This window comes from Pseudaquabacterium pictum (assembly GCF_005403045.1).
GTDB classification, from domain to species: domain Bacteria; phylum Pseudomonadota; class Gammaproteobacteria; order Burkholderiales; family Burkholderiaceae_C; genus Pseudaquabacterium; species Pseudaquabacterium pictum.
Map to the genome: position 1 here is coordinate 133,227 of NZ_BJCL01000012.1, position 22,238 is coordinate 155,464.

At 69.6% G+C, this 22,238-nt stretch carries 23 protein-coding genes; 9 read left to right on the top strand and 14 right to left on the bottom strand.

From position 1 onward, the window contains the following. Nucleotides 1-69: 69 nt before the first annotated feature. The 3 genes from FFT10_RS20355 to FFT10_RS20365 all read right to left on the bottom strand — a co-directional run bounded on the left by FFT10_RS20355 (nucleotide 70) and on the right by FFT10_RS20365 (nucleotide 3,185). Nucleotides 70-2,211 (bottom strand): chemotaxis protein CheA, encoded by a 2,142-nt coding sequence (locus FFT10_RS20355; RefSeq protein WP_137734696.1) that lies wholly within the window; start codon nucleotides 2,209-2,211, stop codon nucleotides 70-72. A gap of 70 nt (nucleotides 2,212-2,281) precedes the next feature. Beyond that, nucleotides 2,282-2,644, bottom strand: coding sequence for a response regulator (locus FFT10_RS20360; RefSeq protein WP_137734697.1), 363 nt, complete (start codon nucleotides 2,642-2,644; stop codon nucleotides 2,282-2,284). 61 nt (nucleotides 2,645-2,705) lie between these two features. After that, complete coding sequence (locus tag FFT10_RS20365) at nucleotides 2,706-3,185, bottom strand: hypothetical protein (protein ID WP_137734698.1); 480 nt, start codon at nucleotides 3,183-3,185, stop codon at nucleotides 2,706-2,708. A 166-nt stretch (nucleotides 3,186-3,351) separates the two neighbouring features. On the opposite strand from FFT10_RS20365, the gene FFT10_RS20370 reads away from it, so the two are divergent. After that, on the top strand, nucleotides 3,352-4,521 hold the full coding sequence (locus FFT10_RS20370) for a hybrid sensor histidine kinase/response regulator (RefSeq protein ID WP_137734699.1): 1,170 nt from the start codon (nucleotides 3,352-3,354) through the stop codon (nucleotides 4,519-4,521). Next, nucleotides 4,518-5,180: a response regulator gene (locus tag FFT10_RS20375; protein ID WP_137734700.1), complete on the top strand. Its 663-nt coding sequence runs from the start codon at nucleotides 4,518-4,520 to the stop codon at nucleotides 5,178-5,180. The genes FFT10_RS20370 and FFT10_RS20375 overlap by 4 nt, the downstream gene beginning before the upstream one ends. Nucleotides 5,181-5,538: 358 nt before the next feature. On the opposite strand, the gene FFT10_RS20380 is transcribed toward FFT10_RS20375, so the two are convergent. Together FFT10_RS20380 and FFT10_RS20385 are read right to left on the bottom strand one after the other, a co-directional pair. After that, on the bottom strand, nucleotides 5,539-6,678 hold the full coding sequence (locus FFT10_RS20380) for a Gfo/Idh/MocA family protein (protein ID WP_228027207.1): 1,140 nt from the start codon (nucleotides 6,676-6,678) through the stop codon (nucleotides 5,539-5,541). Nucleotides 6,679-6,719: 41 nt separating this feature from the next. Then, nucleotides 6,720-7,484 carry a GntR family transcriptional regulator gene (locus FFT10_RS20385; protein WP_137734701.1) on the bottom strand — a complete coding sequence of 255 codons (765 nt, stop codon included), beginning with the start codon at nucleotides 7,482-7,484 and terminating at the stop codon, nucleotides 6,720-6,722. 100 nt (nucleotides 7,485-7,584) lie between these two features. Between FFT10_RS20385 and FFT10_RS20390 the strand changes: the two genes are divergently transcribed. The 6 genes from FFT10_RS20390 to FFT10_RS20415 are packed head-to-tail and all read left to right on the top strand — an operon-like array spanning nucleotide 7,585 to nucleotide 13,943. Then, nucleotides 7,585-8,745 carry an LLM class flavin-dependent oxidoreductase gene (locus FFT10_RS20390; protein ID WP_137734702.1) on the top strand — a complete coding sequence of 387 codons (1,161 nt, stop codon included), beginning with the start codon at nucleotides 7,585-7,587 and terminating at the stop codon, nucleotides 8,743-8,745. Nucleotides 8,746-8,777: 32 nt separating this feature from the next. Beyond that, nucleotides 8,778-9,692: an aldo/keto reductase gene (locus FFT10_RS20395; RefSeq protein ID WP_137734703.1), complete on the top strand. Its 915-nt coding sequence runs from the start codon at nucleotides 8,778-8,780 to the stop codon at nucleotides 9,690-9,692. Between the two features lie 27 nt (nucleotides 9,693-9,719). Then, nucleotides 9,720-10,847 (top strand): ABC transporter ATP-binding protein, encoded by a 1,128-nt coding sequence (locus FFT10_RS20400; RefSeq protein WP_137734704.1) that lies wholly within the window; start codon nucleotides 9,720-9,722, stop codon nucleotides 10,845-10,847. Between the two features lie 4 nt (nucleotides 10,848-10,851). Beyond that, on the top strand, nucleotides 10,852-12,147 hold the full coding sequence (locus FFT10_RS20405; RefSeq protein WP_137734705.1) for an ABC transporter substrate-binding protein: 1,296 nt from the start codon (nucleotides 10,852-10,854) through the stop codon (nucleotides 12,145-12,147). Between the two features lie 15 nt (nucleotides 12,148-12,162). Continuing rightward, nucleotides 12,163-13,083 carry a carbohydrate ABC transporter permease gene (locus FFT10_RS20410; protein ID WP_137734706.1) on the top strand — a complete coding sequence of 307 codons (921 nt, stop codon included), beginning with the start codon at nucleotides 12,163-12,165 and terminating at the stop codon, nucleotides 13,081-13,083. Next, complete coding sequence (locus tag FFT10_RS20415; protein ID WP_137734707.1) at nucleotides 13,080-13,943, top strand: carbohydrate ABC transporter permease; 864 nt, start codon at nucleotides 13,080-13,082, stop codon at nucleotides 13,941-13,943. The genes FFT10_RS20410 and FFT10_RS20415 overlap by 4 nt, the downstream gene beginning before the upstream one ends. A 27-nt stretch (nucleotides 13,944-13,970) precedes the next feature. Here FFT10_RS20415 and FFT10_RS20420 read toward each other — a convergent pair whose 3' ends face one another. Both FFT10_RS20420 and FFT10_RS20425 read right to left on the bottom strand, forming a co-directional pair. Further along, nucleotides 13,971-14,606: a response regulator gene (locus FFT10_RS20420; RefSeq protein ID WP_228027208.1), complete on the bottom strand. Its 636-nt coding sequence runs from the start codon at nucleotides 14,604-14,606 to the stop codon at nucleotides 13,971-13,973. Then, nucleotides 14,603-15,676 (bottom strand): PAS domain-containing sensor histidine kinase, encoded by a 1,074-nt coding sequence (locus FFT10_RS20425; protein WP_162520863.1) that lies wholly within the window; start codon nucleotides 15,674-15,676, stop codon nucleotides 14,603-14,605. The genes FFT10_RS20420 and FFT10_RS20425 overlap by 4 nt, the downstream gene beginning before the upstream one ends. Nucleotides 15,677-15,862: 186 nt before the next feature. On the opposite strand from FFT10_RS20425, the gene FFT10_RS20430 reads away from it, so the two are divergent. Further along, nucleotides 15,863-17,554: a tannase/feruloyl esterase family alpha/beta hydrolase gene (locus FFT10_RS20430; RefSeq protein WP_162520864.1), complete on the top strand. Its 1,692-nt coding sequence runs from the start codon at nucleotides 15,863-15,865 to the stop codon at nucleotides 17,552-17,554. A gap of 48 nt (nucleotides 17,555-17,602) precedes the next feature. Here FFT10_RS20430 and fliR read toward each other — a convergent pair whose 3' ends face one another. From fliR to FFT10_RS20465, 7 genes are all read right to left on the bottom strand, one after another. Beyond that, nucleotides 17,603-18,364 carry a flagellar biosynthetic protein FliR gene (gene fliR / locus FFT10_RS20435; RefSeq protein WP_137734710.1) on the bottom strand — a complete coding sequence of 254 codons (762 nt, stop codon included), beginning with the start codon at nucleotides 18,362-18,364 and terminating at the stop codon, nucleotides 17,603-17,605. 1 nt (nucleotide 18,365) lies between these two features. Continuing rightward, nucleotides 18,366-18,635 carry a flagellar biosynthesis protein FliQ gene (gene fliQ / locus FFT10_RS20440; protein ID WP_137734711.1) on the bottom strand — a complete coding sequence of 90 codons (270 nt, stop codon included), beginning with the start codon at nucleotides 18,633-18,635 and terminating at the stop codon, nucleotides 18,366-18,368. 19 nt (nucleotides 18,636-18,654) lie between these two features. Then, a complete protein-coding gene (fliP, locus tag FFT10_RS20445; protein WP_137734712.1) occupies nucleotides 18,655-19,446 on the bottom strand; it encodes a flagellar type III secretion system pore protein FliP in 792 nt (263 codons plus the stop codon). Further along, nucleotides 19,436-19,789, bottom strand: coding sequence for a FliO/MopB family protein (locus tag FFT10_RS20450; protein ID WP_137734713.1), 354 nt, complete (start codon nucleotides 19,787-19,789; stop codon nucleotides 19,436-19,438). The genes fliP and FFT10_RS20450 overlap by 11 nt, the downstream gene beginning before the upstream one ends. Nucleotides 19,790-19,797: 8 nt before the next feature. After that, the gene (fliN, locus tag FFT10_RS20455; RefSeq protein WP_228027209.1) at nucleotides 19,798-20,256 is read right to left on the bottom strand and encodes a flagellar motor switch protein FliN; all 459 of its coding nucleotides are present in this window, start codon (nucleotides 20,254-20,256) and stop codon (nucleotides 19,798-19,800) included. Further along, on the bottom strand, nucleotides 20,249-21,247 hold the full coding sequence (fliM, locus tag FFT10_RS20460; protein WP_137734714.1) for a flagellar motor switch protein FliM: 999 nt from the start codon (nucleotides 21,245-21,247) through the stop codon (nucleotides 20,249-20,251). The genes fliN and fliM overlap by 8 nt, the downstream gene beginning before the upstream one ends. 117 nt (nucleotides 21,248-21,364) lie before the next feature. Beyond that, nucleotides 21,365-21,988, bottom strand: coding sequence for a flagellar basal body-associated FliL family protein (locus FFT10_RS20465; protein WP_137734715.1), 624 nt, complete (start codon nucleotides 21,986-21,988; stop codon nucleotides 21,365-21,367). Nucleotides 21,989-22,238: the final 250 nt, after the last annotated feature.

A 22,238-nucleotide genomic window follows, 5' to 3' on the forward strand; every position in this document is an offset into this window, starting at 1 on the left:
TGAGGTCGAGGTTCTGGCCGTCACTTGCAGTCTTTCTGGTCGGGAAGGGCGGCGTGCTGCCGCCCGGGTTCAGTGCCGGCTGCGCTTGACGAGCGTGCCGATGTCCAGGATCAGGGCCACGCGGCCGTCACCCATGATGGTGGCGCCGGAGACATCGGGCACCTTGCGGTAGTTGGCTTCCAGGTTCTTGACCACCACCTGCTGCTGGCCGAGCAGTTCGTCGACCAGCAGGGCCACGCGTTGGCCTTCGGCCTCGACGACGACCATGATGTTGCTGACGTTCTCGAAGTCGAAGCGCGGCACCTCGAAGACCTTCTCCAGGTCGATGACCGGCATGTACTCCTGCCGCACCTCCACCACGCGGCCGGTGCCGCCGATGGTCTTGATCATCTCGGGCTTGACCTGGAACGACTCGACCACGCTGCCCAGCGGCAGGATGTAGCACTCGTCGCCCACGCCCACGCTCATGCCGTCCATGATGGCCAGCGTCAGCGGCAGGCGCACCTTGACGCTCATGCCGTAGCCCTCGGCGCTGTCGATGTCGACGCTGCCGCCGAGCGCGGTGATGTTCTTCTTCACCACGTCCATGCCCACGCCGCGGCCGGAGACGTCGGTCACCACCTCGGCGGTGCTGAAGCCGGGGGCGAAGATCAGGTTCCATACCTCGTTGTCGGTCATCGAGTCGGGCGCATCGATGCCCTTCTCGCGGGCCTTGCTGATCAGCTTCTGCCGGTTCAGGCCCTTGCCGTCGTCGCGCACCTCGATGACGATGCTGCCGCCCTGGTGGCTGGCCACCAGGGTCAGCGTGCCGTGCTCGGGCTTGCCCTTGGCCAGTCGCTCGGCCGGCAGCTCGATGCCGTGGTCGCAGCTGTTGCGCACCAGGTGGGTCAGCGGGTCGGTGATCTTCTCGACCATGCCCTTGTCCAGCTCGGTGCTTTCGCCCAGCGTGACCAATTCCACCTTCTTGCCCAGCTTGGCCGCCAGGTCGCGCAGCATGCGCGGGAAGCGGTTGAACACCATCGACATCGGAATCATCCGGATCGACATCACCGCTTCCTGCAGATCGCGGGTGTTGCGCTCCAGGTCGGCCAGGCCGCTGCTCATCTGCTGGTTCAGGCCGGCATCCAGGTTCTTGCTGTTCTGCGCCAGCATGGCCTGGGTGATGACCAGCTCGCCCACCAGGTTGATCAGCTGGTCGACCTTCTCGACCGACACCCGCAGCGTGGCCGATTCCAGCGCGGCGCCGGCCTTGCCTTCGGCCTTGGGCGCGGCGGCGCGGGCGGCAGCGGGCTTGGCGACCGGCTCGGCCGGGGCGCTGCTGGCAGCGGTGGCCTCGGCCGGGGCGGCGGGCCGGGCACCATCGGGTGCGCCGGGCGCCTCGTCGAAGAAGCCGTAGCCCGCATCCTTGGCCGGCGCGGCCTCGGGCGCGCCCGGCGCACCGTCGTAGAAGCCGTAGCCCGGCGTCATCGGCTGCAGGCTGACCGCCTCGCGCGGGACATGGAAGGTGAACAGGTCCAGCAGGTCGTTGTCGCTGCTGGTGGTGGTGACCTTGAAGCGGCGCATGCCGTCGGCCGAGCGGCCGGCGTCCAGCGGCTCGATCTGGCCCAGGCCCACGATCTCCTGGAACAGTTCCACCAGGCTGTCGCACAGGCTGGGATCGGGCAGGGTGCCCACCGTCATCTCCAGCACCCGCTGGCCTGGCACCACCGGTGCCGCAGCGGCCACAGGCGCTGCGGCTGGGGCGGCGGCCGGCGCAGCGGCCAGCGCCGGGGCGGCGGTGTCCACGCGGCCACCGGCGCACAGGGTCTTGATGGTGATCAGCAGCTCGGTGGTGTCAGGCACGGCGTCGCCGGTGCCCTGGTGGCGGGCCAGCAGGGCCTTCAGCGCGTCGCCCGAGGCCAGCAGCACATCCACCATCTGGGTGGTCGGCGTCAGCTCATGGCGGCGCAGCTTGTCCAGCAGGGCCTCCATCTGGTGCGTCAGCTCGGCCACGTCACCGAAGCCGAAGGTGGCCGCGCCGCCCTTGACCGAGTGCGCGCAGCGGAAGATGGCGTTGAGCTCCTCGTCGTCGGCGGCGTTCACGTCGAGTTCGAGCAGCATCTGCTCCATCGACTGCAGGTTCTCGCCGGCTTCTTCGAAGAAGACCTGGAAGAACTGGCTCAGGTCGATGCCGGCGCTGGCACTGGCGCCTTCGTTGCTCATCTCAGCCATGGCTGGAAGTCTCCGGGGTAAAGGGGTACGCGGGCCGCCGCACCAGGGGGCGGCGGCTGATCCGGCAGGGTCAGCGGATGACCTTGCCGATCACTTCGATCAGCTTGGCCGGATCGAAGGGCTTGACCAGCCAGCCGGTGGCACCGGCGGCGCGGCCGGCCATCTTCATCTGGTCGCTGGACTCGGTGGTCAGGATCAGGATCGGCGTGGCCTTGAACTTGGGGTTCTCGCGCAGCTTCTTGGTCAGGCTGATGCCGTCCATGCGGGGCATGTTCTGGTCGGTCAGCACGAGACTGAAGTCACGCTGGCCCGCCTTTTCCCAGGCGTCCTGACCGTCCACCGCCTCGACGACGTTGAAGCCGGCGTTCTTCAAGGTGAACGAAACCATCTGGCGCATCGAGGCGGAATCATCGACGGCGAGGATTGAGTGCATCGTTATCTCCGGGAATCTGGGGTGTTTTCGGAAGCGATCCGGAAAACTTGAAACCTAGTGTTCAGAACAGCTCGATCGAGCCGGCGTCCATCTCGTCCTGCGTGACAGGGTTGGGGCGCAACGGCGCCTCCTCCACCACGGCCTCGCCGTCCTCGTCGTCGCCCATCACGTCTCGGGCGAGGCGGTCGGCACAGTTGCGCAGCCGGCGCTGCGTGTGGTTGACAAGCTGGGACGCCATGTCCTGGAACTGCAGCGCGGTCACCGCGCCGGCCAGGTGCTGCATGGTCTCGTGCAGGTGGCTCTCGGGCAGCTCGGGGTGCTGCGCGGCGGCGCGCGAGAGCTGCTGGATCTGCGCGGTGGCGCCGTAGAAATGCCCCATCAGCGTCTCGGTGGCGTCGGTCAGCAGGCGCTGCAGGCGTTCCAGATCGTTGCTGGCCACCATCAGGCTGTCCTGCAGGTCGGCGGCCGTCAGCAACTGCACCTGCAGGCCGGTGGGTCCGTCAGGCCCGGGGAGCTCCGGGGTGGGGTCGTCATTGAGCATCGTTACTCCGATGGAATGGGCGCCGGCGCACGCAGTGGCACAGGCATGGGCATTTTTCGGCCCCACCCGCCGGAAGTTGAGGAAAAGAAGCGGTGTCTGCGGGGTCGACTTCCGCGTTGGCGGGGGCCGCGGGCGGGCAGCGGCCATGCTTTGCCATACTTGGGCCATGGTTTCCACCCCCGCCACCCGTGCCGAGGCGCGGCCGCTGCGCGTGCTGCACCTCGAGGACAGCGTGCCCGACCACGAACTGGCGCTGCTGCACCTGCTGCGCGCCGGCCTGCGGGTGCAGACCACCCGGGTGGACACCGAGGCCGGCCTGCGCGAGGCCCTGGCCACCGACGACTGGGACCTGGTGCTGTCGGACTTCAACCTGCCCGGCTTCAACGGCCTGCGGGCGCAGGACATCCTGCGCGAGAGCGGCAAGGACCTGCCGTTCATCCTGGTCTCCGGCGAGATCGGCGAGGACACCGCGGTGGCCGCCATGCGCAACGGCGCGGCCGACTACCTGCTGAAGAACAACCTGTCGCGGCTGGCGCCGGCGGTGGAGCATGCGATTGCCGCCCACCGCGACCGCCTGGCCCGCGCCCGCGCCGACCGCGAACTGGCCGCCAGCCGCCAGCGGCTCTCCGAGCTGGCCCAGCACCTGCAGACCAGCGTGGAGATGGAGCGCGCGGCCATCGCCCGCGAGATCCATGACGACGTGGGCGGCAGCCTGACCGCCATCCAGTTCGATCTGGCCTGGATCGGCCGCCATGCGGCGGCCGGTGATGTGCCGCCGGCCGAGGTGGCGCAGCGTGTGCAGACGGCGCTGGAGACGGTGCAGCATGCCATCGAAGCCAGCCAGCGCATCATGCACAACCTGCGCCCGGCCATCCTGGAGCAGGGCCTGGTGGCGGCGCTGCAGTGGATGGCGGTGCAGTTCGAGAAGCGCAACCGCATCGCCTGCCAGTTCCGCACCAGCCATGACAGCATGCAGCTGCCCGCCGGCGTGCCGCTGGTGGCCTACCGCTTCGCCCAGGAGGCGCTGACCAATGTCAGCAAGCATGCCCAGGCCACGCGGGTGATGATCGACCTGTCGATGAGCCGCGGCGTGCTGAGCCTGGAAGTCAGCGACAACGGCCGCGGCCTGAGCCAGGCCGACCTGGCCAAGACCCGCAGCTTCGGCCTGCGCGGCCTGCACGAGCGCGCCAGCACCGTGGGCGGCTGGGTCGACATCAGCAGCGACGCCGCGGGCACGGTGCTGATGCTGTCGGTGCCGATGCGCCGCGGCGGCGACGATGAAGCCGCCTTCGACGACGACGATGACCACGATCCCACCGGATGGGGCACCCCATGATTTCAGTGATCCTCTGTGACGACCATGCGCTGATCCGGCGTGGCATCCGCGACACCCTGGCCGATGCGGCCGACATCCAGGTGGTGGGCGAGGCCGGCGACTATGCCGAGCTGCGCGGTCTGCTGCACAGCCTGCGCACGCCGGCGGCTGGCCGCCCGGCCGGCTGCGATGTGCTGGTGCTCGACATCAACCTGCCCGGCCGCAGCGGGCTGGACGTGATGCATGCGCTGAAGGACGAGGGCAGCACGCTGAAGGTGCTGGTGGTCAGCATGTACCCGGAGGACCAGTACGCCATCCGCGCGCTGCGGGCCGGTGCCTACGGCTATGTCAACAAGGGTGGTGATCCGCAGCTGATCGTGCAGGCGGTGCGCACCGTGGCCCAGGGCCGCAAGTACGTCACGCCCGAGATCGCCCAGATGCTGGTGGAGAGCCTGACCACGCCCACCCACGAGAACGCGCATGACAAGCTGAGCGACCGTGAGCTGCAGACCCTGGTGATGATCGCTTCCGGCAAGCGCCTGTCCGACATCGCCGAGGAGCTGACCCTGAGCCCGAAGACGGTGAGCGTCTACCGCGCCCGGGTGCTGGAGAAGCTCGGGCTGCAGAACAACGCCGAGCTGACGGTCTACGCCATCCGCAACGGCTTGGTGGGGGAATAGGACGGCTTCGGGCTCTTTGCGGACGTTTGGTTCTGCGCGATCGCGCCGGGCCGGGAGGGCCTGTTTTGCTCCATGTCCCCCGTCCTACACGCCGCAAGCGGCGAATAGGACTCCGCCTCTACCTCCGCCAAACAGGCCCTCCCGGCCCGGCGCTCAGGCGCCACCGAGATACGCGCTGCATGCGGTGATGGTGGCTGGACGAGGACAGTGGGTGACTGGCCGACGCAGGTAAGAGGAAGGAGGGCCGGCAGGCCCGGGGGGACACGGAGTCGGCCAGTTGCCCGCTGGCCTCGGCCTCGCGCAGATCAATGGATGTCCGCAGAGAGCCCGAAGCCGCCCAACACGCGGTCCTCGTCGCCTACAGCCGATACGGTCCGTCGCACAGGCTGATGGCCTCACCCGTGCGGGCTGACTGCTCTGCCGCCAGGCCGATCAGCACCGCCTTCAGGCCATCGTCCAGGCCCACTTCCACCGGTTGGCCCGACACGCCGCGCACCAGGTCGAAGAAGCGACGGTGCTGGTAGTAGGTGGAGCCGTTGTGGTCGCCGGCGGCCAGCAGCGCCGAATCGACCGGGATGTCCAGCGCGCGCGGGCCGGGCGGCTGGCGCGGGCTGATCACCAGCTGCGCCACCGGTGGCGCGCCCAGCTGGTCGTGGGCCCAGAAGCGGGTGGGGCCGGGCACCTTGCATTCCAGCTTGCCGCACGGGCCGACGACGGAGATCTCCTCCTGGTAGCGCGAGCCTTCGGCGAACATGCACAGCTCCAGCACCGCGCGGCGCTGGTCGGGGAAGTCCAGCACCACCAGGGCGTTGTCCAGGATGTCGGGCGTGCGGCCGCCGTAGCGCTCGTCCAGGTGGTTGTGGTTGACCGCGCCGGACGCATACAGCCGCAGCGGGTCGGCCTGCATCAGCAGACGCATCAGGTCGAAGAAGTGGCAGCACTTCTCCACCAGCGTGCCGCCGGTGTTGGCCGAGAAGCGGTTCCAGTCGCCCACCTTGGCCAGGAAGGGGTAGCGGTGCTCGCGGATGGCCAACAGGGTGCTGCCGCCGGTGTCGGTGCCGGCGTGGGCGGCCTGCACCAGCGCGGCGATGGGGGGCATGTAGCGGTACTCCATCGCCACCCACAGCGGCGCCTGCAACCGCGATGCCAGTGCGCGCACCTGCGCCACCTGGTCCAGGTTCACGCACAGCGGCTTCTCGCACAGCACCGCACGCGGCGCGCTGTCGGCAATGGCCACCAGCTGCGGCGCATGGACATGGTTGGGGCTGGTGATGACCAGCGCGTCCAGGTCGGTGCGGGCCAGCAGGCTCGCCAGATCGGGCAGGCGCTGCGCCGTGGGTGCCAGGGCCAGGGCCTGCGCCGCCATGCCGTCGTCGGGCTCGAAGATGGCGCGCACATCGGCGCCGTCGATCAGTGCCAGGTTGCGCAGGTGCTCCTGGCCCATCATGCCGCAGCCGATGAAGCCGTAGCGGACGGTGCTTGGCAGGGAAGGGTGCATGGCGGTGTCTCGGGGCAGGGTTTGTTTTGGAGAGTTCGGCCTCAGCGCCAGCGGGCGGCATAGCGGGCCACGGCTGGGTTGAACCAGGTGTGCGAGACCTCGTGCAGCCGGCCATGCTGGTCCCAGGCGCTGCGCGCCACGGCGCCGGCCGCGGCGCCGGCGGGCAGGCCGAAGGCCGGCGGCGCCCAGGCGGGCACGGCGGCCACGCTGACATGGTCCTCGACATGGTCGATCCACCTGCCCAGGCGGGTTTGGTAGAAAAGATAAAGCGATTCATGCAGGTCGGCAGCGTCCAGCGCCGGCAGGGCGCTGCCGTCGAACCACACCTGCTCCAGCGCCACCGGCTGGGCGTCAAGCAGGCGCAGGCGGCGCAGCCGCCAGACCGGCTGGTCCTGGCCGGGCGCTGCGCCGCCCAGCGCCGGCAGCGGCTGCAGCAGGCCGGCATCGGCACCCTGCACGGCCTGGCGCTGCACGCGCTGCAGTTGCAGCAGCTGCGCGCCCGGCAAGCCGGCGCCGCCCAGCAGCTCCAGCCGGAAGAAGGCGTAGACGCTGCGCTGCCCCTCGGCCTGCTGCACATAGGTGCCCGAGCCCTGGCGGCGGGCCAGCACGCCGCGGGCAGCCAGCTCGGCCAGCGACTTGCGCAGCGTGCCCACGGCCACACCCAGCTGGGCGGCCAGCGTGTTCTCCGGCGGCAGCCGCTCGCCGCGCCGCCAGCGGCCGGCGGCGATCTCGCGCTGCAGCAGCTCGGTGATCTGGATGTAGCGCGGCAGCAGCTGCGGCTGCGGCGCCAGGGGCGTGGCGGTCATCGGTGTGGGGCGGGCGGGGGCAGTGTACGGGTGCGCACGGGGTGTCGGCCAGCCGAATTCCTCTACCATTCCTGCAGTGACGTTTCCGGAGCCTCCACCCATGCTGCAGCAGGCCGTGCCCATCCGCGCCGACGGACTCGCCGCCATCGAGGTGGCGTGGTTCGCGCCGCTGTGCTCCGACGACTTCCGCCACCTCGGCGTGCCCGATGGCGCACTGCGCAGCAGTTATGCCAACACCCGCGACATCCTGCTGCGCGCCGAGGCGCTGGGCTTCGGCAATATCCTGTGCCCGTCGTCGTACCAGGTGGGGCAGGACACGCTGAGCTTTGCCGCCGCCATGGCGCCGCAGACCAGCCGCATCAACCTGCTCACCGCCGTGCGCTGCGGCGAGATGCAGCCGGCCATGCTGGCCCGCACGCTGGCCACGCTCGACCACATGCTGCAGGGCCGGCTCACCGTCAACATCATCTCGTCCGACTTCCCCGGCGAGGTGGAGGACAGCGCCCGCCGCTACCGCCGCAGCCATGAGGTGGTCGAGATCCTGAAGCAGGCCTGGACCCAGGACCGCATCGACTACGACGGCGAGATCTACCACCTCAAGGGCCTGTCGGCCGATCCGGTGCGGCCCTGGCAGACCGGCGGGCCGCTGCTGTACTTCGGCGGCTATTCGCCCGATGCGCTGGAGCTGTGCGGCCGCCACTGCGACGTCTACCTGATGTGGCCTGCGCCCGAGGCCACGCTGGCCGCCCAGATGCAGGCGGTGCATGCCCGTGCCGCCGCCCATGGCCGCACGCTGGACTACGGCCTGCGGGTGCATGTGATCGTGCGCGACACCGAGGCCGAGGCCCGCGAGTACGCGCAAGACCTGGTCTCGCAGCTCGACGACGACATCGGCCGGCAGATCCGCGCCCGCGCGCTGGACGCCACCAGCCTGGGCGTGGCCCTGCAGGCCCAGGTGCGCAGCCAGGCCGATGCCGACGGCTATGCCGAGCCCGGCCTGTGGACCGGCATCGGCCGCGCCCGCTCGGGCTGCGGCGCCGCCCTGGTCGGCAGCGTCGACCAGGTGATGACCAAGCTCGAGCGCTACCAGCGCCTGGGCATCCGTGCCTTCGTGCTGTCGGGCTATCCGCACCGCGGAGAATGCGACCAGTTCGGCAGCAAGGTGCTGCCGCAGCTCCAGACCTGCCAGTTCAACCACGTCTACGGCCGTGTGCCGGCCGGCGTGCCCGCCACCCCGCTGGGCACCGGGCCGCGCCGCTGAGCAGCCCCACCGGCCACCGTTTGCAACCGTCCATGTCCACTTGCCCCACCATCCAGCTGCACGCCAGCGTGCAGCCCTTCAGCCGCATCGTCTACGGCGCCTGGCGCCTGGCCGACGCGCCCGACACCTCGCCCCAGGCGGTGCTGGCCAAGCTGCACGCCTGCCTGGACCAGGGCATCACCACCATCGACCACGCCGACATCTACGGCGACTACCGCTGCGAGACGCTGTTCGGCGAGGCGCTGCGCACCGCGCCTGCGCTGCGCAGCCGGCTGCAGCACGTGAGCAAGTGCGACATCATGCTGCTGTCGTCGCAGTTCCCCGAGCGGCGGGTGAAGCATTACGACACCACGCCGGCGCACATCCGGGCCTCGGTGCAGCGCTCGTTGCAGCGCCTGCATGTCGAGCGGCTGGACGTGCTGCTGCTGCACCGGCCCGATCCGCTGATGGATGCCGACGCCACCGGCGCCTGCCTGGATGCGCTGGTCGACAGCGGCGAGGTGGCGGCCGTCGGCGTCTCCAACTTCCTGCCGCATGACTGGCAGCTGCTGCAATCCCGCATGCGCCATCCGCTGGTGACCAACCAGATCGAGCTGAGCCTGGGCGCCCGCAGCGCCTTCACCGATGGCCAGCTGGCCTTTGCGCAGCAGCACCGCATCCGGCCGATGGCCTGGTCGCCGCTGGGCGGCGGCGCGCTGATGACCGGCGCCAGCCCGGCCGGCGCCCGGGTGCTGCCGGCGCTGCAGCGGCTGGCCGCCCAGCAGGGCGTGGGGCCCGAGGCGGTGGCCCTGGCCTGGCTGCTGGCGCACCCGGCGGGCATCCTGCCGGTGGTGGGCACGCAGCAACTGGCCCGCATCGCCCGCCTGCACGAGGCCTGGCGCACGGTGATCGACCGCGAGACCTGGTTCGAGCTGTGGACGCTGGCCGCCGGCAGCGAGGTGCCCTGAGCCGCCGCGCCAGGGTCTGCATCCAGCATGGCTGAAGTGTTGTTGCGCCAGGTGCGCAAGTCCTACGACGGGCGCACGCCCGTGCTGCACGGCATCGACCTCGAGGTGCGGCATGGCGAGTTCACCGTCTTCGTCGGGCCGTCGGGCTGCGGCAAGAGCACGCTGCTGCGCAGCATCGCCGGACTGGAGACCATCGACAGCGGCGAGATCTGCATCGGCGGCCGGCCGGTGCAGCACCTGCCGCCGCGGCTGCGCGACATCGCCATGGTCTTCCAGGACTACGCGCTGTACCCGCACAAGACCCTGTTCGAGAACATGGCCTTCGGCCTGCGGCTGCGCAAGACGCCGGAGGCCGAGATCCAGCGCCGTGTCGGCGAGGCCGCCGACCTGTTGAAGATCACCCACCTGCTGCAGCGCAAGCCGGCCGCGCTGTCGGGCGGCCAGCGCCAGCGGGTGGCCATCGGCCGCGCCATCGTGCGCCAGCCGCAGGTCTTCCTGTTCGACGAGCCGCTGTCCAACCTGGATGCCCAGCTGCGGCAGGAGATGCGCAGCGAGATCAAGCGCCTGCACCAGCGGCTGGGTGCCACCATCATCTACGTCACCCATGACCAGGTGGAGGCGATGACGCTGGCCGACCGCATCGCCGTGCTGCGCGGCGGCCATGTGATGCAGTACGACCGGCCGCAGCAGATCTACCACCAGCCCGCGGCCGACTTCGTGGCCGGTTTCATCGGCTCGCCGCCGATGAACTTGGCGGACGTGGCAAGGGTGCCGGGTGCGACGCCGGCGCTGGACTTCGGCGGTCTGGCCTGGCCGGTGCCGGCGGCCCTGCAGCCGGCGCTGGCGGCGGCGCCGGCCGCTGCGCGGCTGCGCCTGGGCGTGCGGCCCGAGCACCTGCACCTGCAGCGCAGCCAAGCCGACGACATCGCCTGGCCCGGCACGCTGCAGTTGCTGGAGCCGCTGGGCGCCGAGACCCTGGCCACCGTGCGCATCGGCCAGGCCGAGCTGGTGGCCCGGGTGCCGGCCAGCTTCGAGGCTGCGCCTGGCACCGCGCTGCAGCTGCATGTGCAGCCGGCGCAGCTGCACCTGTTCGATGCCGACAGCGGGCATGCCTGGCATGCCACGCCTTCTTCCAACCCCCACGCCGAGAGCTGAGCCCATGTCCCCACTGAACCGCCGCACCCTGGCCGCGCTGGCCTGCACCGCTGTCGCCCTGTGGGCGGCCCCGACACCGGCCGATGCCCAGGCCACCACGGCCACCAAGCTGCGGGTCTTCTCGGGTGGCCAGAACCAGCGGCCCGACCTGGTCCGCAAGCTGCTGGACCAATACCAGGCCCGCAACCCGGGCGTGACGGTGGAGATCGAGACCGGCGGCGCCACCAGCGAGCTGCAGCGCCAGTACCTCAGCACCGTGCTCAATGCCAAGGATTCGGCGATCGACATCTACATGATCGACATCGTCAACCCGGCGCAGTACTTCGGCGCCGGCTGGCTGGAGCCGCTGGACGCCTATGTCGGCCCGGCCGCCGAGGTGTTCAAGCCCTACCTGCCGGTCTATGCCCAGTCCAACGTGGTCGATGGCAAGGTGGCCGCGCTGCCGGCCTTTGCCGACGCGATGTTCCTGTACTACCGCAAGGATCTGCTCGAGAAGCACAAGCTGCCCGAGCCCAAGACCTGGGACGAGCTGGCCGCCACCGCGCGCAAGGTGCAGGCCGCCGAGGCGGCGGCCGGCAATGCCAACCTGCAGGGCCTGAGCCTGCAGGGCGCGCCGATCGAAGGCGCGGTGTGCACCTTCCTGCTGCCGTACTGGGGCCAGGGCAAGGAGTTCAACGATGCCGCCGGCAAGCTGACGCTGGACAAGCCGGCCGCCGTCAAGGGCCTGAGCACCTGGCTGGGCATGGTCGACCAGGGCGTGGTCAAGAAGAACGTGGCCGAAGTGCGCACGCCCGACACCGTCAACGAGTTCAAGGCCGGCCAGGTGCTGTTCGCCATCAACTGGGGCTTCGCCTGGGACCGCTTCAAGGACGACGCCGACAGCCAGGTCAAGGGCAAGGTGGGCGTGCTGCCGCTGCCGGCCATGGCCGGCGGGCGCAGCGCCACCTGCGTGGGTGGCTGGCAGTGGGCGGTCAGCGCCTTCAGCAAGCACAAGGCCGAGGCGGCCAAGCTGGTCAAGCACCTGGCCAGCCCGGAATCCAGCAAGATGCTGGCGGTCGAAGGCTCGCTGCTGCCCACCTACCAGCGCATCTACACCGATGCCGACGTGGTGCGCCAGGCGCCGTGGTTCAACGACGCGGCGGCGGTGGTGGTGGCCGGCAAGAGCCGGCCGATGTCGCGCGACTATGGCCAGGTCAGCGACATCCTGCGCACGACCACCAGCGCGGTGCTGGCCCGCACCAAGACGCCCACCGAAGGCGTGGACGAGATCGAGAACCGCCTGCGCCGGCTGATGCGCTGAGCGACGCCGCACACTGTGACACCCGTTCCGCGCCCCAGCCTGCTGGAGCGGCTGCGCGACCCCAGCGAACGGCTGCTGGGCGCGCTGCTGCTGGCGCCCACCTTCGCGCTGCTGGCGCTGATCGTGGCCTACCCGATCGGCAAGCTGGTGTGGAACAGCCTGTTCGACCTGCGGCTGTCGGGCGGCGGGGTGCCCAAGTTCATCGGGCTGGAGAACTACCAGCTGGTGTTCACCGACCCTGATTTCTGGAACGCCACCAAGAACACGCTGCTGATCACCGTGGTGACCGTGCCTGGCGCGCTGCTGGTGGGGCTGGGCCTGGCGCTGCTGGCCAACCTGCCGTTCAAGCGGCGCTGGCCGGTGCGCCTGGCGCTGCTGCTGCCCTGGGCCTTGCCGCTGTCGTTTGCCGGGCTGATCTTCGCCTGGTTCTTCCACACCGAGTACGGCATCGTCAACGATGTGCTGCAGCGCCTGGGCCTGGCTGACCGGACAGACCCGACGATGTGGCTGCTGAAACCCGGCTGGGCGCTGGCCGCGGTGTGCCTGACCATCATCTGGAAGACCAGCTCCTTCATGGCGCTGATCCTGCTGGCCGGGCTGCAGATGATCCCGAAATCCCTGTACGAGGCGGCCGAGGTCGATGGCGCCACGCCCTGGCAGCAGTTCTGGCAGGTGACGCTGCCGATGCTGATGCCGTCCATCGTGGTGGCGCTGATCTTCCGCACCATCACCGCGCTGCAGACATTCGACATCCCCTACACCATGACGCGCGGCGGCCCCGGCCAGGCCACGCAGACGCTGGCCATGCTGATCCACGCCCACACCATCGACTACCTGGACATGGGCTATGGCTCGGCGCTGGCGGTGTGCCTGTTCGTGCTGTCGCTGGTGGTCAGCGCGGTCTACCTGCGCCAGGTGGGGCGGCAGGCGGCATGAGCGCCACCCTGCACACGCCGGGCATGCCCGGTGCCGGCTGGCTGAGCGGCCCGGCGCTGCGCTGGGTGGCCGCCGGCCTGGTGGTGTTCAACGGTTTCTTTCCGGCGCTGTGGATCCTGCTGACCTCGCTGAAGAGCGAGGCCGAGCTGGTGCGCAAGCCGCTGCAGTACTTTCCCGACAAGCTGACCCTGGCCAACTACCTGCAGGCCTTCACCGACCAGCCGCTGGGCCTCTACCTGGCCAACAGCGCGGCGGTGGCGCTGGCGTCCACCGCGCTGTCGCTGCTGGTCTCCGCCATGGCGGCCTATGCCATCGCCCGGTTGAACCTGCGCTGGCGCCAGACGGCGCTGACCTGCATCGTCGCGTCCAGCATGTTCCCGCTGGTGACGCTGCTGGTGCCGATCTTCGAGACCATGCGCAGCCTGGGCCTGCTCAACACCTACACCGCCCTGGTGCTGCCCTACACCGTGCTGAACCTGCCGGTGTGCACGCTGGTGCTGGTGAGCTTCTTCCAGAGCATTCCGCGCGACCTGGAGAACGCCGCCATGATCGACGGCTGCACCCGGCTGGGCGCGCTGGTGCGCATCGTCGTGCCGCTGGCCGCGCCGGGGGTGTTCACCGCCGGCATCCTGGCCTTCGTCAACGCCTGGGACGAGTTCCTGCTGGCGCTGAGCCTGAACGCCAGCGCGCAGATGCGCACCGTGCCGGTGGGCATCGCGCTGTACCAGGGCGAGTACAGCTTTCCCTGGCCGGTGATCTCGGCCGCGCTGATCGTGGCCATCGTGCCGATGGCGGTGCTGATCGCGCTGTTCCAGGAGCGGGTGGTGGGCGGGCTGACCCAGGGTGGCCTGAAGGGATGACGGGCGGGCCGGCCGGCCCGCGCGGCCTCAGCTGACCAGGCCCTGCCGCACCGCGTACAGCACCAGCTCGGCATTGCTGCCCACGCCCAGCTTGTCCAGGATGTGGCCGCGGTGGGTGCTCACCGTCTTCACGCTGATCATCATCTCCAGGCCGATGTCGGTGAGCGACATGCCCTTGACCAGCATCTGCATGATCTGGTGCTCGCGCACGCTCAGCCGCTCATGCGGCAGGCGCTGGTCGTCGCCCTGCAGCACCTGGCGCACCAGGGCCGCGGCCTGGGCGCTGAGGTACTGGGCGCCACCGGCCACGCGGCGGATGGCGCGCAGCAGTTCGTCCGGCTCGGCATCCTTGGGCAGGTAGCCCATGGCCCCGGCCTGGATGGCCGGCAGCGCGTACTGCTGCTCGGGGTACATCGACAGCACCAGCACCGGCGTGCCCAGCCCGTCGGCCCGCAGCGAGGCCAGCAACTCCAGCCCGCTGCGCCCGGCCAGGCTGATGTCCAGCAGCACCAGGTCGAAGGCCTGCCGGCGCAGCAGGCCCAGCGCATCGCCGGCATTGGCGGCCTCGCCGGTGATGGCGATGTCGGGCTCGTCCTGGAACAGGCGCTTCAGGCCCGACCGGAAGATGGTGTGGTCGTCCACCAGCAGCAGGCGGATGCTCACAGCAGCGGCAGCCTCAGGCTCAGGCGCGTGCCGGCACCGGGTGCGCTGCTCAGGTGCAGGGCGCCGCCCAGCTCGCGCGCCCGCTCATGCATGCTGGCCAGGCCCATGGCCAGCGGTTGCTGTGCGGCCACGGCCACCGGGTCGAAGCCGCAGCCGTCGTCCTCCAGCACCAGCCGCAGCTGCCCTGCCTCGGCCCACAGCTGAAGCCGCACCTGGCCGGCCTGGGCATGGCGGCCCACATTGGTCAGCGCCTCCTGCACGATGCGGTAGGCGGCGGTGGCGCGGCGCGGCGACACCAGGGCATCGTCGAGCTGCAGGTCCAGGTGCAGGCACAGCTCGCCGCGCTCGGCAAAGGCGGTCAGGGACTGGCGCAGCGCAGCGCTCAGGCCCAGGTGGTCCAGGCTGCTGGGGCGCAGGTCATGGGCCAGGCGGCGCACGGTGGCGATGCAGTCCTGCGTCAGGCGGCGCAAATCTTCGCTGATCTGCCGCAGCGCCGGCCTGTCGGCCCGGCGCTGCAGCCGCGCCACGTCCAGCTTCACCGAGCTGAGCATGCCGCCCAGCTCGTCGTGCAGCGCGCTGGCGTACTGTGCGCGCTGCTGCTCCAGCCGGTCCTGCCCGTAGGCGGCCAGGGCCTGCAACCGCGCCTGGGAGTCGCGCAGCGCCTGCTCGTTGTGCACGCGCTCGGTCACATCCACGCCGATGCCCACCACCGCCGGGCGGCCACGGTAGAGCATGCGGGTGCCGTGCACCTCGATCAGCACCGTGTGGCCGGCGCGGTGCAGGCCACGGGTGATGAAGCGGATGCTGGGCGGATCAGCCGCCAGCCGCAGGTGGTACAGCCGCAGCACCTCGGGCAGGAAATCGGGCGGCACGAAGTCGCGCAGGTGCCGGCCCACCATCTCTTCGGGCAGGTAGCCGGCCAGGGCCGCCCAGGTGCGGTTGGCGTACTGGAAGCACTCGTCCTGCAGCACATAGATGCCCGCCAGCGATTGCTCCACCAGCGCCTGGAACGGGAAGTCGGCACCGGCATGCGCGGCGTGGGGTTGCGTGCGCAGAAGCGGGTCCGGCATCGGCCAGGATGATAGGGGCCAGGCACCGGCGCACATCCCCTGGACGGGCTCCGGACAAGCCCTGAGCCGGTGCCGGAATGTTCTGATGGCCGGCTGCAGGTGTGCTGGCTACGCTGGCAGGCCAAGGCGCAGGCCCGCGGTGCCACACCGGTTGCCGCGCCGCACCCAGCACAGAGGTCGATGTCCATGATCCCAACCCAATCCCATCCTGCCCTGCACCTGCTCCGAGCCTGCCGCGCCTGGCGGCGACCCGCCGGTCTGGCGCTGGGCGTGGCCGCCAGCATGCTGGCCGCGCCGGCCTGGGCCACGCTGCCCTGTTCGGCCCTGGTGGGCCAGACCCTGCCGGCCAGCGCCTTGGTCCTGGCCACCGGCGGCGCGGTGGTCGACAGCGCCACCAGCGTGACCACCACCTCCGGCCTGCCGCTGGGGGTGTCGCCGGCCTGGATCACCTATTGCAAGGTGCTGGGCCGCATCCTGCCGGCCGAGCCCGTGGGCCCGGACAACACCGTGGCCACCGGTGGCCTGCCGATCCACTTCCAGCTCAACCTGCCGGTGGCCTGGACCCAGCGCGCCATGCAGTTCGGCGGCGGCGGCTACGACGGAACCCTGGTCACCGCCACCGGCCATGTGGCCCATGCGGCCGCGGGCGACCGCAGCCCGCTGCAGCGCGGCTACGCCACCTTCGGCAGCGATTCCGGCCACCAGGCCAAGGGCTATGACGGCCGCTTTGCGCTGCGGCCCGAGGCGCTGCGCAACTTCACCGGCGATGCGATCAAGAAGGTGCGCGACGTGGCACAGCACCTGATGGTGCTGCACTACGGCCAGGGCCCGCGCTATGCCTACATGCAGGGCGGCTCATCCGGCGGCCGCGAGACCCTGGCGGCCATCCAGCGCTGGCCGAATGACTACCACGGCGTGGTCTCGCACTACCCGGTGCTGCAGTTCGTCGGCCTGGGCCTGCATGCCAACGACATGGCCAAGGCCATGTACGCGCCCGGTGGCTTCGTCGACTCGGCGAAGTTCAACCACCTGAACCAGAAGGTGATCGCAGCCTGCGACAAGCTCGACGGCCTGGAAGACGGTTTGATCAACAACGTGGCCGCCTGCCGCTTCGACCCGCAGGTGCTGCGCTGCCTCGGCAATGTGGACTGGGGTTCCAGCTGCCTGACCGATGCCCAGCTGCGCACGGTGCGCGCCACCGCGGGCGACCTGAACCTGGCCTTCCCGCTGGCCCAGGGCATCACCCGCGCGCCGGGCTACGAGGTTCTGGCCGGCGCCAACTTCGGCGGGCCGGCCGATGCCGGCTGGCTGGGCCTGCCGCTGGACACGCCCACGCTGGTGCTCAACGGCTATGTGTTCACCATGCACAACGAGTGGCTCAAGTATTTCGTCACCGGGAATGCGAACTACGACTTCCGGCAGTTCAACCCCGTCACCGCCGGCGGCTACATGGCGCGCGTGCAGCAGCTGTCGGCCATGCATGACGCGATGTCGACCGACCTGGACGTGTTCAAGGCCCGGGGCGGCAAGGTGCTGATGCTGCACGGCACCAGCGACACCATCGTCACGCCGCGCATCAGCGTCGATTACTTCGAGCGGCTGACGCAGCGCTACGGCAGCCCGGTGCTGCGCGACTTCCTGCGCTTCTACACCGTGGCCGGCTTCGGCCACGGCGAGGGCCGCTACCAGATGAGCTGGAGTGCGCTGGACCTGATCGAGAACTGGGTCGAGCGCGGGCAGGCGCCGGTCAATCCCACCAGCACCGATCTGCTGAACCTGTTCGGCCGCAGCCGGCCGCTGTGCGAGTACCCGGCCTTCCCGCGCTACCAGGGCGGGCCCACCCACGCGGCCAGCAGCTTCAGCTGCGCCCTGCATTGACGCCCCGGCATGCGCGCCGGTCGGGCGGGGAACCCGGTGCCCGGCCCGCTACTGGAATTGCTCCACCAGGCGCTGCAGCGCCATGGTGAAGGGCATCTCCATCAGCGGCAGCGTCAGCAGCATGCCGATCAGGCCCACCGTCACGGTGATCGGGAAGCCCACCGAGAACACGCTGATCTGCGGCGCCACCCGCGAGATCATGCCCAGCACCAGGTTGACGAACAGCAGCATGCCCACCAGCGGCAGCGCGATCCACAGGCCCAGCATGAAGATTTCGCTGCCCCACTGCTGGGGCTGCAGCCGGTTCAGGAAGGCGAACGGGGTCTCGCCCACCTGAAACACCTCGAAGCTGCGCACCAGGGCCTGGATCATCATCAGGTGGCCGTTGCCCAGCACGAACAGGAAGGCCACCATGGTGCCGAACAGCCGGCTGCTGGCCGTGCCCTGGCTGGCGGTGGCGGGGTCGAAGAAGCCGGCGAAGTTCAGGCCCATCTGCAGGCCGATCAGCTCACCGGCCAGTTCCACCGCGGCGAACACCAGGCGCACCGCAAAGCCCATGGTCACGCCCACCAGCACCTGCTGCGCCACCACCATGAAGGCCAGCGGACTGTCCAGCGGCACCACCGGCATCGGCGGCAGGCTGGGCTGGGCGGCCAGGGCGATGAAGCCGGCCAGACCGATCTTCACCCGCATCGGCACCGACCGCTGGCCGAACACCGGCAGCGTGCCCAGCATGGCCAGCGCCCGCAGGAACGGCCACAGCAGCGGCGTGATCCACGCCAGGATCTGCGATTCGCTGAGCTGGATCACATCAGCCCACAGCCGTCGGGATGGCCAGCAGGGTGCGCTGGATGTACTCCACCAGCATGGTCAGCATCCAGGGGCCGGCCACCGCCAGCACGGCCACCGCGGCCACCACCTTGGGCACGAAGCTGAGCGTGGTCTCGTTGATCTGGGTGGCCGCCTGGAAGACGCTGACCACCAGGCCCACCACCAGCACCGCCAGCAGGATGGGCGCCGACACCAGCAGCAGCATGTACAGGCCCTGCTGGCCGAGGTGGAACGCTTGTTGACTGTCCATGGGTTGCTCGCTCAGGAAACTAGGTGGCAAATGACGCGGCGAGCGATCCGAGCAGCAGATTCCACCCGTCGGCCAGCACGAACAGCATCAGCTTGAACGGCAGGCTCACCAGCACCGGGCTCAGCATCATCATGCCCAGGCTCATCAGCACGCTGGCCACGATCATGTCGATGATCAGGAACGGGATGAAGATCATGAAGCCGATCTGGAACGCGCTTTTCAGCTCGCTGGCCACGAAGGCCGGCACGATCACCGTGAACGGCATCTGCTCCGGCTTGACGTCGGCCGGCACCTTGGCCAGCCTGGCGAACAGCGCCATGTCGCTGTGCCGCGTCTGCTTGAGCATGAAGGCGCGCATCGGCGCACCGGCGCGTTCCACCGCCTCCGGGAACTGGATCTGCTGCGTCGAGTAGGGCAGCCAGGCCTCCTTGTAGACCTTGTCCAGCGTTGGCTGCATCACGAAGAAGGTGAGGAACAGGCTCAGCCCGATGATCACCTGGTTGGGCGGCGCGGCCTGCGTGCCCAGGGCCTGGCGCAGCAGGCTCAGCACGATGACGATGCGGGTGAAGCCGGTCATCATCAGCACCACCGCAGGCAGGAAGGTCAGCGCGGTGAAGAACAGCAGGGTCTGGATCGGCACCGAATAGGCCGTGCCGCCACCGGCCTGGCCCACCAGCAGCGGCAGGCTCGGCCCGCCCGTGGCAGATTGCGCTAAAGCCGCTGAAGAAACGGCCGACAACACCGTGACGGCCAGCACCGTGCCGGCGCGGCGCACCTGGCGGCAGGAAACCGGTGCGTGGTCAGCGCGCATCGCTGCTCCCCGGCTTCTGCTGCTTCTTCAGCAGCTGCGCAAACGCCAGGCCCGTGGCGGCCGGGGCCGCCGGCAGCTCGGCCTGCGGTGGCATCTGGTGCAGCGTGCTGATGCCCGCCGGCGAGACGCCCAGCACCAGCCAGCGGCGGTCGTCGCCCTGGCCCACCTCCACGGTGACCAGGCGCTGGTTCGGCGCCAGGGGCAGGGCGCCCACCAGCCGCATCGGCGTGCCGGTGGCCGCGCCGCCGATGGGCGTGCGCTTGAGCAGCCACAGGGCCGCCGGGATCAACGCCAGGATCGCCAGGAAGGCGAACACCGGGCCGATGAAGTCGGTTCCGCTCATGATCGGTGTCAGGTCCTGGACAGGCGGCGCATGCGCTCGCTGGGGGTCACGATGTCGGTGAGGCGGATGCCGAACTTGTCGTTGACCACCACCACCTCGCCCTGGGCGATCAGGTAGCCGTTGACCAGCACGTCCATCGGCTCGCCGGCCAGCGCTTCCAGCTCCACCACCGAGCCCTGCGCCAGCTGCAGGATGTGCTTGATCGGAATGCGGGTACGGCCCAGTTCCACGGTCAGCTGGACAGGGATGTCCAGGATCATGTTCAGGTCGTTGCCCGGCGCGATCGTGCCCGGCGGCACGCTGTTGAAGTTGGTGAACTGCGCCGCCTGCACCGCGCCCAGCGGGTCGGTCACTTCGCTGGCTGTCTCGGTCTTGCCGCTGGCGGCAGGCTTGCTCTCGTCCAGCGCGGCGGCCCATTCGGCCGCCATGCGGTCTTCTTCGGACATGCCGGCGGTGTCGTCACTCATTCTCAGCTCCCAACCAGCCCGCGTCGGCGCCGGTCAACAGTTTGTCGATCTTGATGGCATTGCGGCCATTGCTGGTGCCGTAGTGGCAGTCGAACACCGGCACGCCGTCCACCTTGGCCTGGATCATCGGCAGCAGGTCCAGCTCGATGAAATCGCCCGGCTTGAAGCCCAGCACCTGCTCCACCGTCACCCGGGCGGTGGCCAGTTCGGCCACCAGCGGCACGTCGGCGCTCTGGATCTGGGTGCGCAGCAGCTTGATCCAGCGGCGGTCGGGCTCGGCATCGCCCTGCATGGCCGAATACAGCACGTCGCGGATCGGCTCCAGCGTGCTGTAGGGGATGCAGAAGTGCACCGTGCCGGTGGTGTCGCCCACCTCCAGCGTGAAGCTGGTGGCCACCACCACCTCGCTGGGCGTGGCCACGTTGCAGAACTGCGGCTGCATCTCGCTGCGCTGGTACTCCAGCTCCACCGGATAGATGCCGGCCCAGGCCTTCTTGTACTCGGTGATGATCACGTCCACCAGGCGCTCGATCACGCGCTGCTCGGTGGCCGAGAAGTCGCGCCCCTCGATGCGGGTGTGGTACTTGCCATTGCCGCCGTACAGCGCGTCGATCACCGCGAACACCAGCGACGGATCGCAGACGATCAGCCCGCTGCCGCGCAGCGGCTTGACGCTGACGATGTTGAAGTTCGTCGGCACCACGATCTCGCGCAGGAAGGCGCTGTACTTGATCACCTTGGCGCCGCCGATCGACACCTCGGGGCTCTTGCGGATCAGGTTGAACAGCCCCAGGCGGATGTTGCGGGCAAAGCGCTCGCCGATGATCTCCATCGTGGGCATGCGCCCACGGACGATCCGCTCCTGGCTGGCGATGTTGTAGTCGCGGATGCCCTCGGTCTTGACCTCCTCGGTCTCGACCTTCTGGCTCTCGCCGGTGATGCCCTGAAGCAGCGCATCGACCTCGTCCTGCGACAGGATCTGCTGATTCACTGGAGCCCCTCGGATTGCGGGCACGCAAACCGATCCCCTGAGGGGATCGCGGGCCGGCTTGGGGCGGCCCGGCGCTCGTCCCGCGCCGCTTCGATGCCCATGGGCGTCATGCCGAGTTCACTGAACGATGAAGTTCGAGAAGTGCACAGCCACGACCGGCAGGTTGGTCGGCGGCTTCTTCTTCTTTTTCTTCTTCTTCGGCGGCGGTGCGTCGGCGGCGGGCTCTTCCTCCTCCTCCTCTTCCTCGATGTCGTAGCCCAGCGGGCGCACCGAGGCGTACAGGATGGACTGGGCCAGCTTGTCCTTGCCCTCGCGGGTCAGCAATTGGGCGGCGGTCTTGTGCGACAGCACCATCAGGATGTTGTTGCGGATGGCCGGCATGTAGATCTTCAGCTCGGCCTCGGTCTTGGCGTCCTCCAGCTCCAGCGTCACGCCAATCTGGGCATAGCGCTCGGTTTCCTTGTCGGCCAGGTTCACGGTGAACGGGTCCAGCGGCACGAACACCGGCGGGTGCTTGGGGTCGTGCTTGGGCCGGGGCTTGGGCGCGGGTTCGGCGGCCTCGGCCTTGGCATGGCCGCCCTCGGCGCCTTCCTCGCCCTCGGCAGGCTTCTTCTTCAGCAGGAAGAACGCGGCACCGCCACCGATCAGCACCACCAGCAGCACGGCGACGATGATGATGATCAGCTTCTTCTTGCCGCCCTTGGCGGGCGGGGCGGCATCGGCAGCGGCAGCGGCGGACATGGTGCTTCTCCAGGACTTGCCGGCTCAGCCGGCAGGGCGGGGGCGCCACACCTGCAAACGGCATGGCGGCCTTCTCAGTCGATTATTCGGACGGGTGCCGGTCCCAGAAGCCTTGAACAGCGGTGCAAACCGCCCGGTAATGCCGGGTGGGCGGCGGCGGCGCGCAGGTGTGCATGCGCACCCGCGTCGGCGGGTGCGCAGGGAACTGGGCGGTCCGCCGGCGCGGCAGATCCGCCGGCGCAGGCGCCGT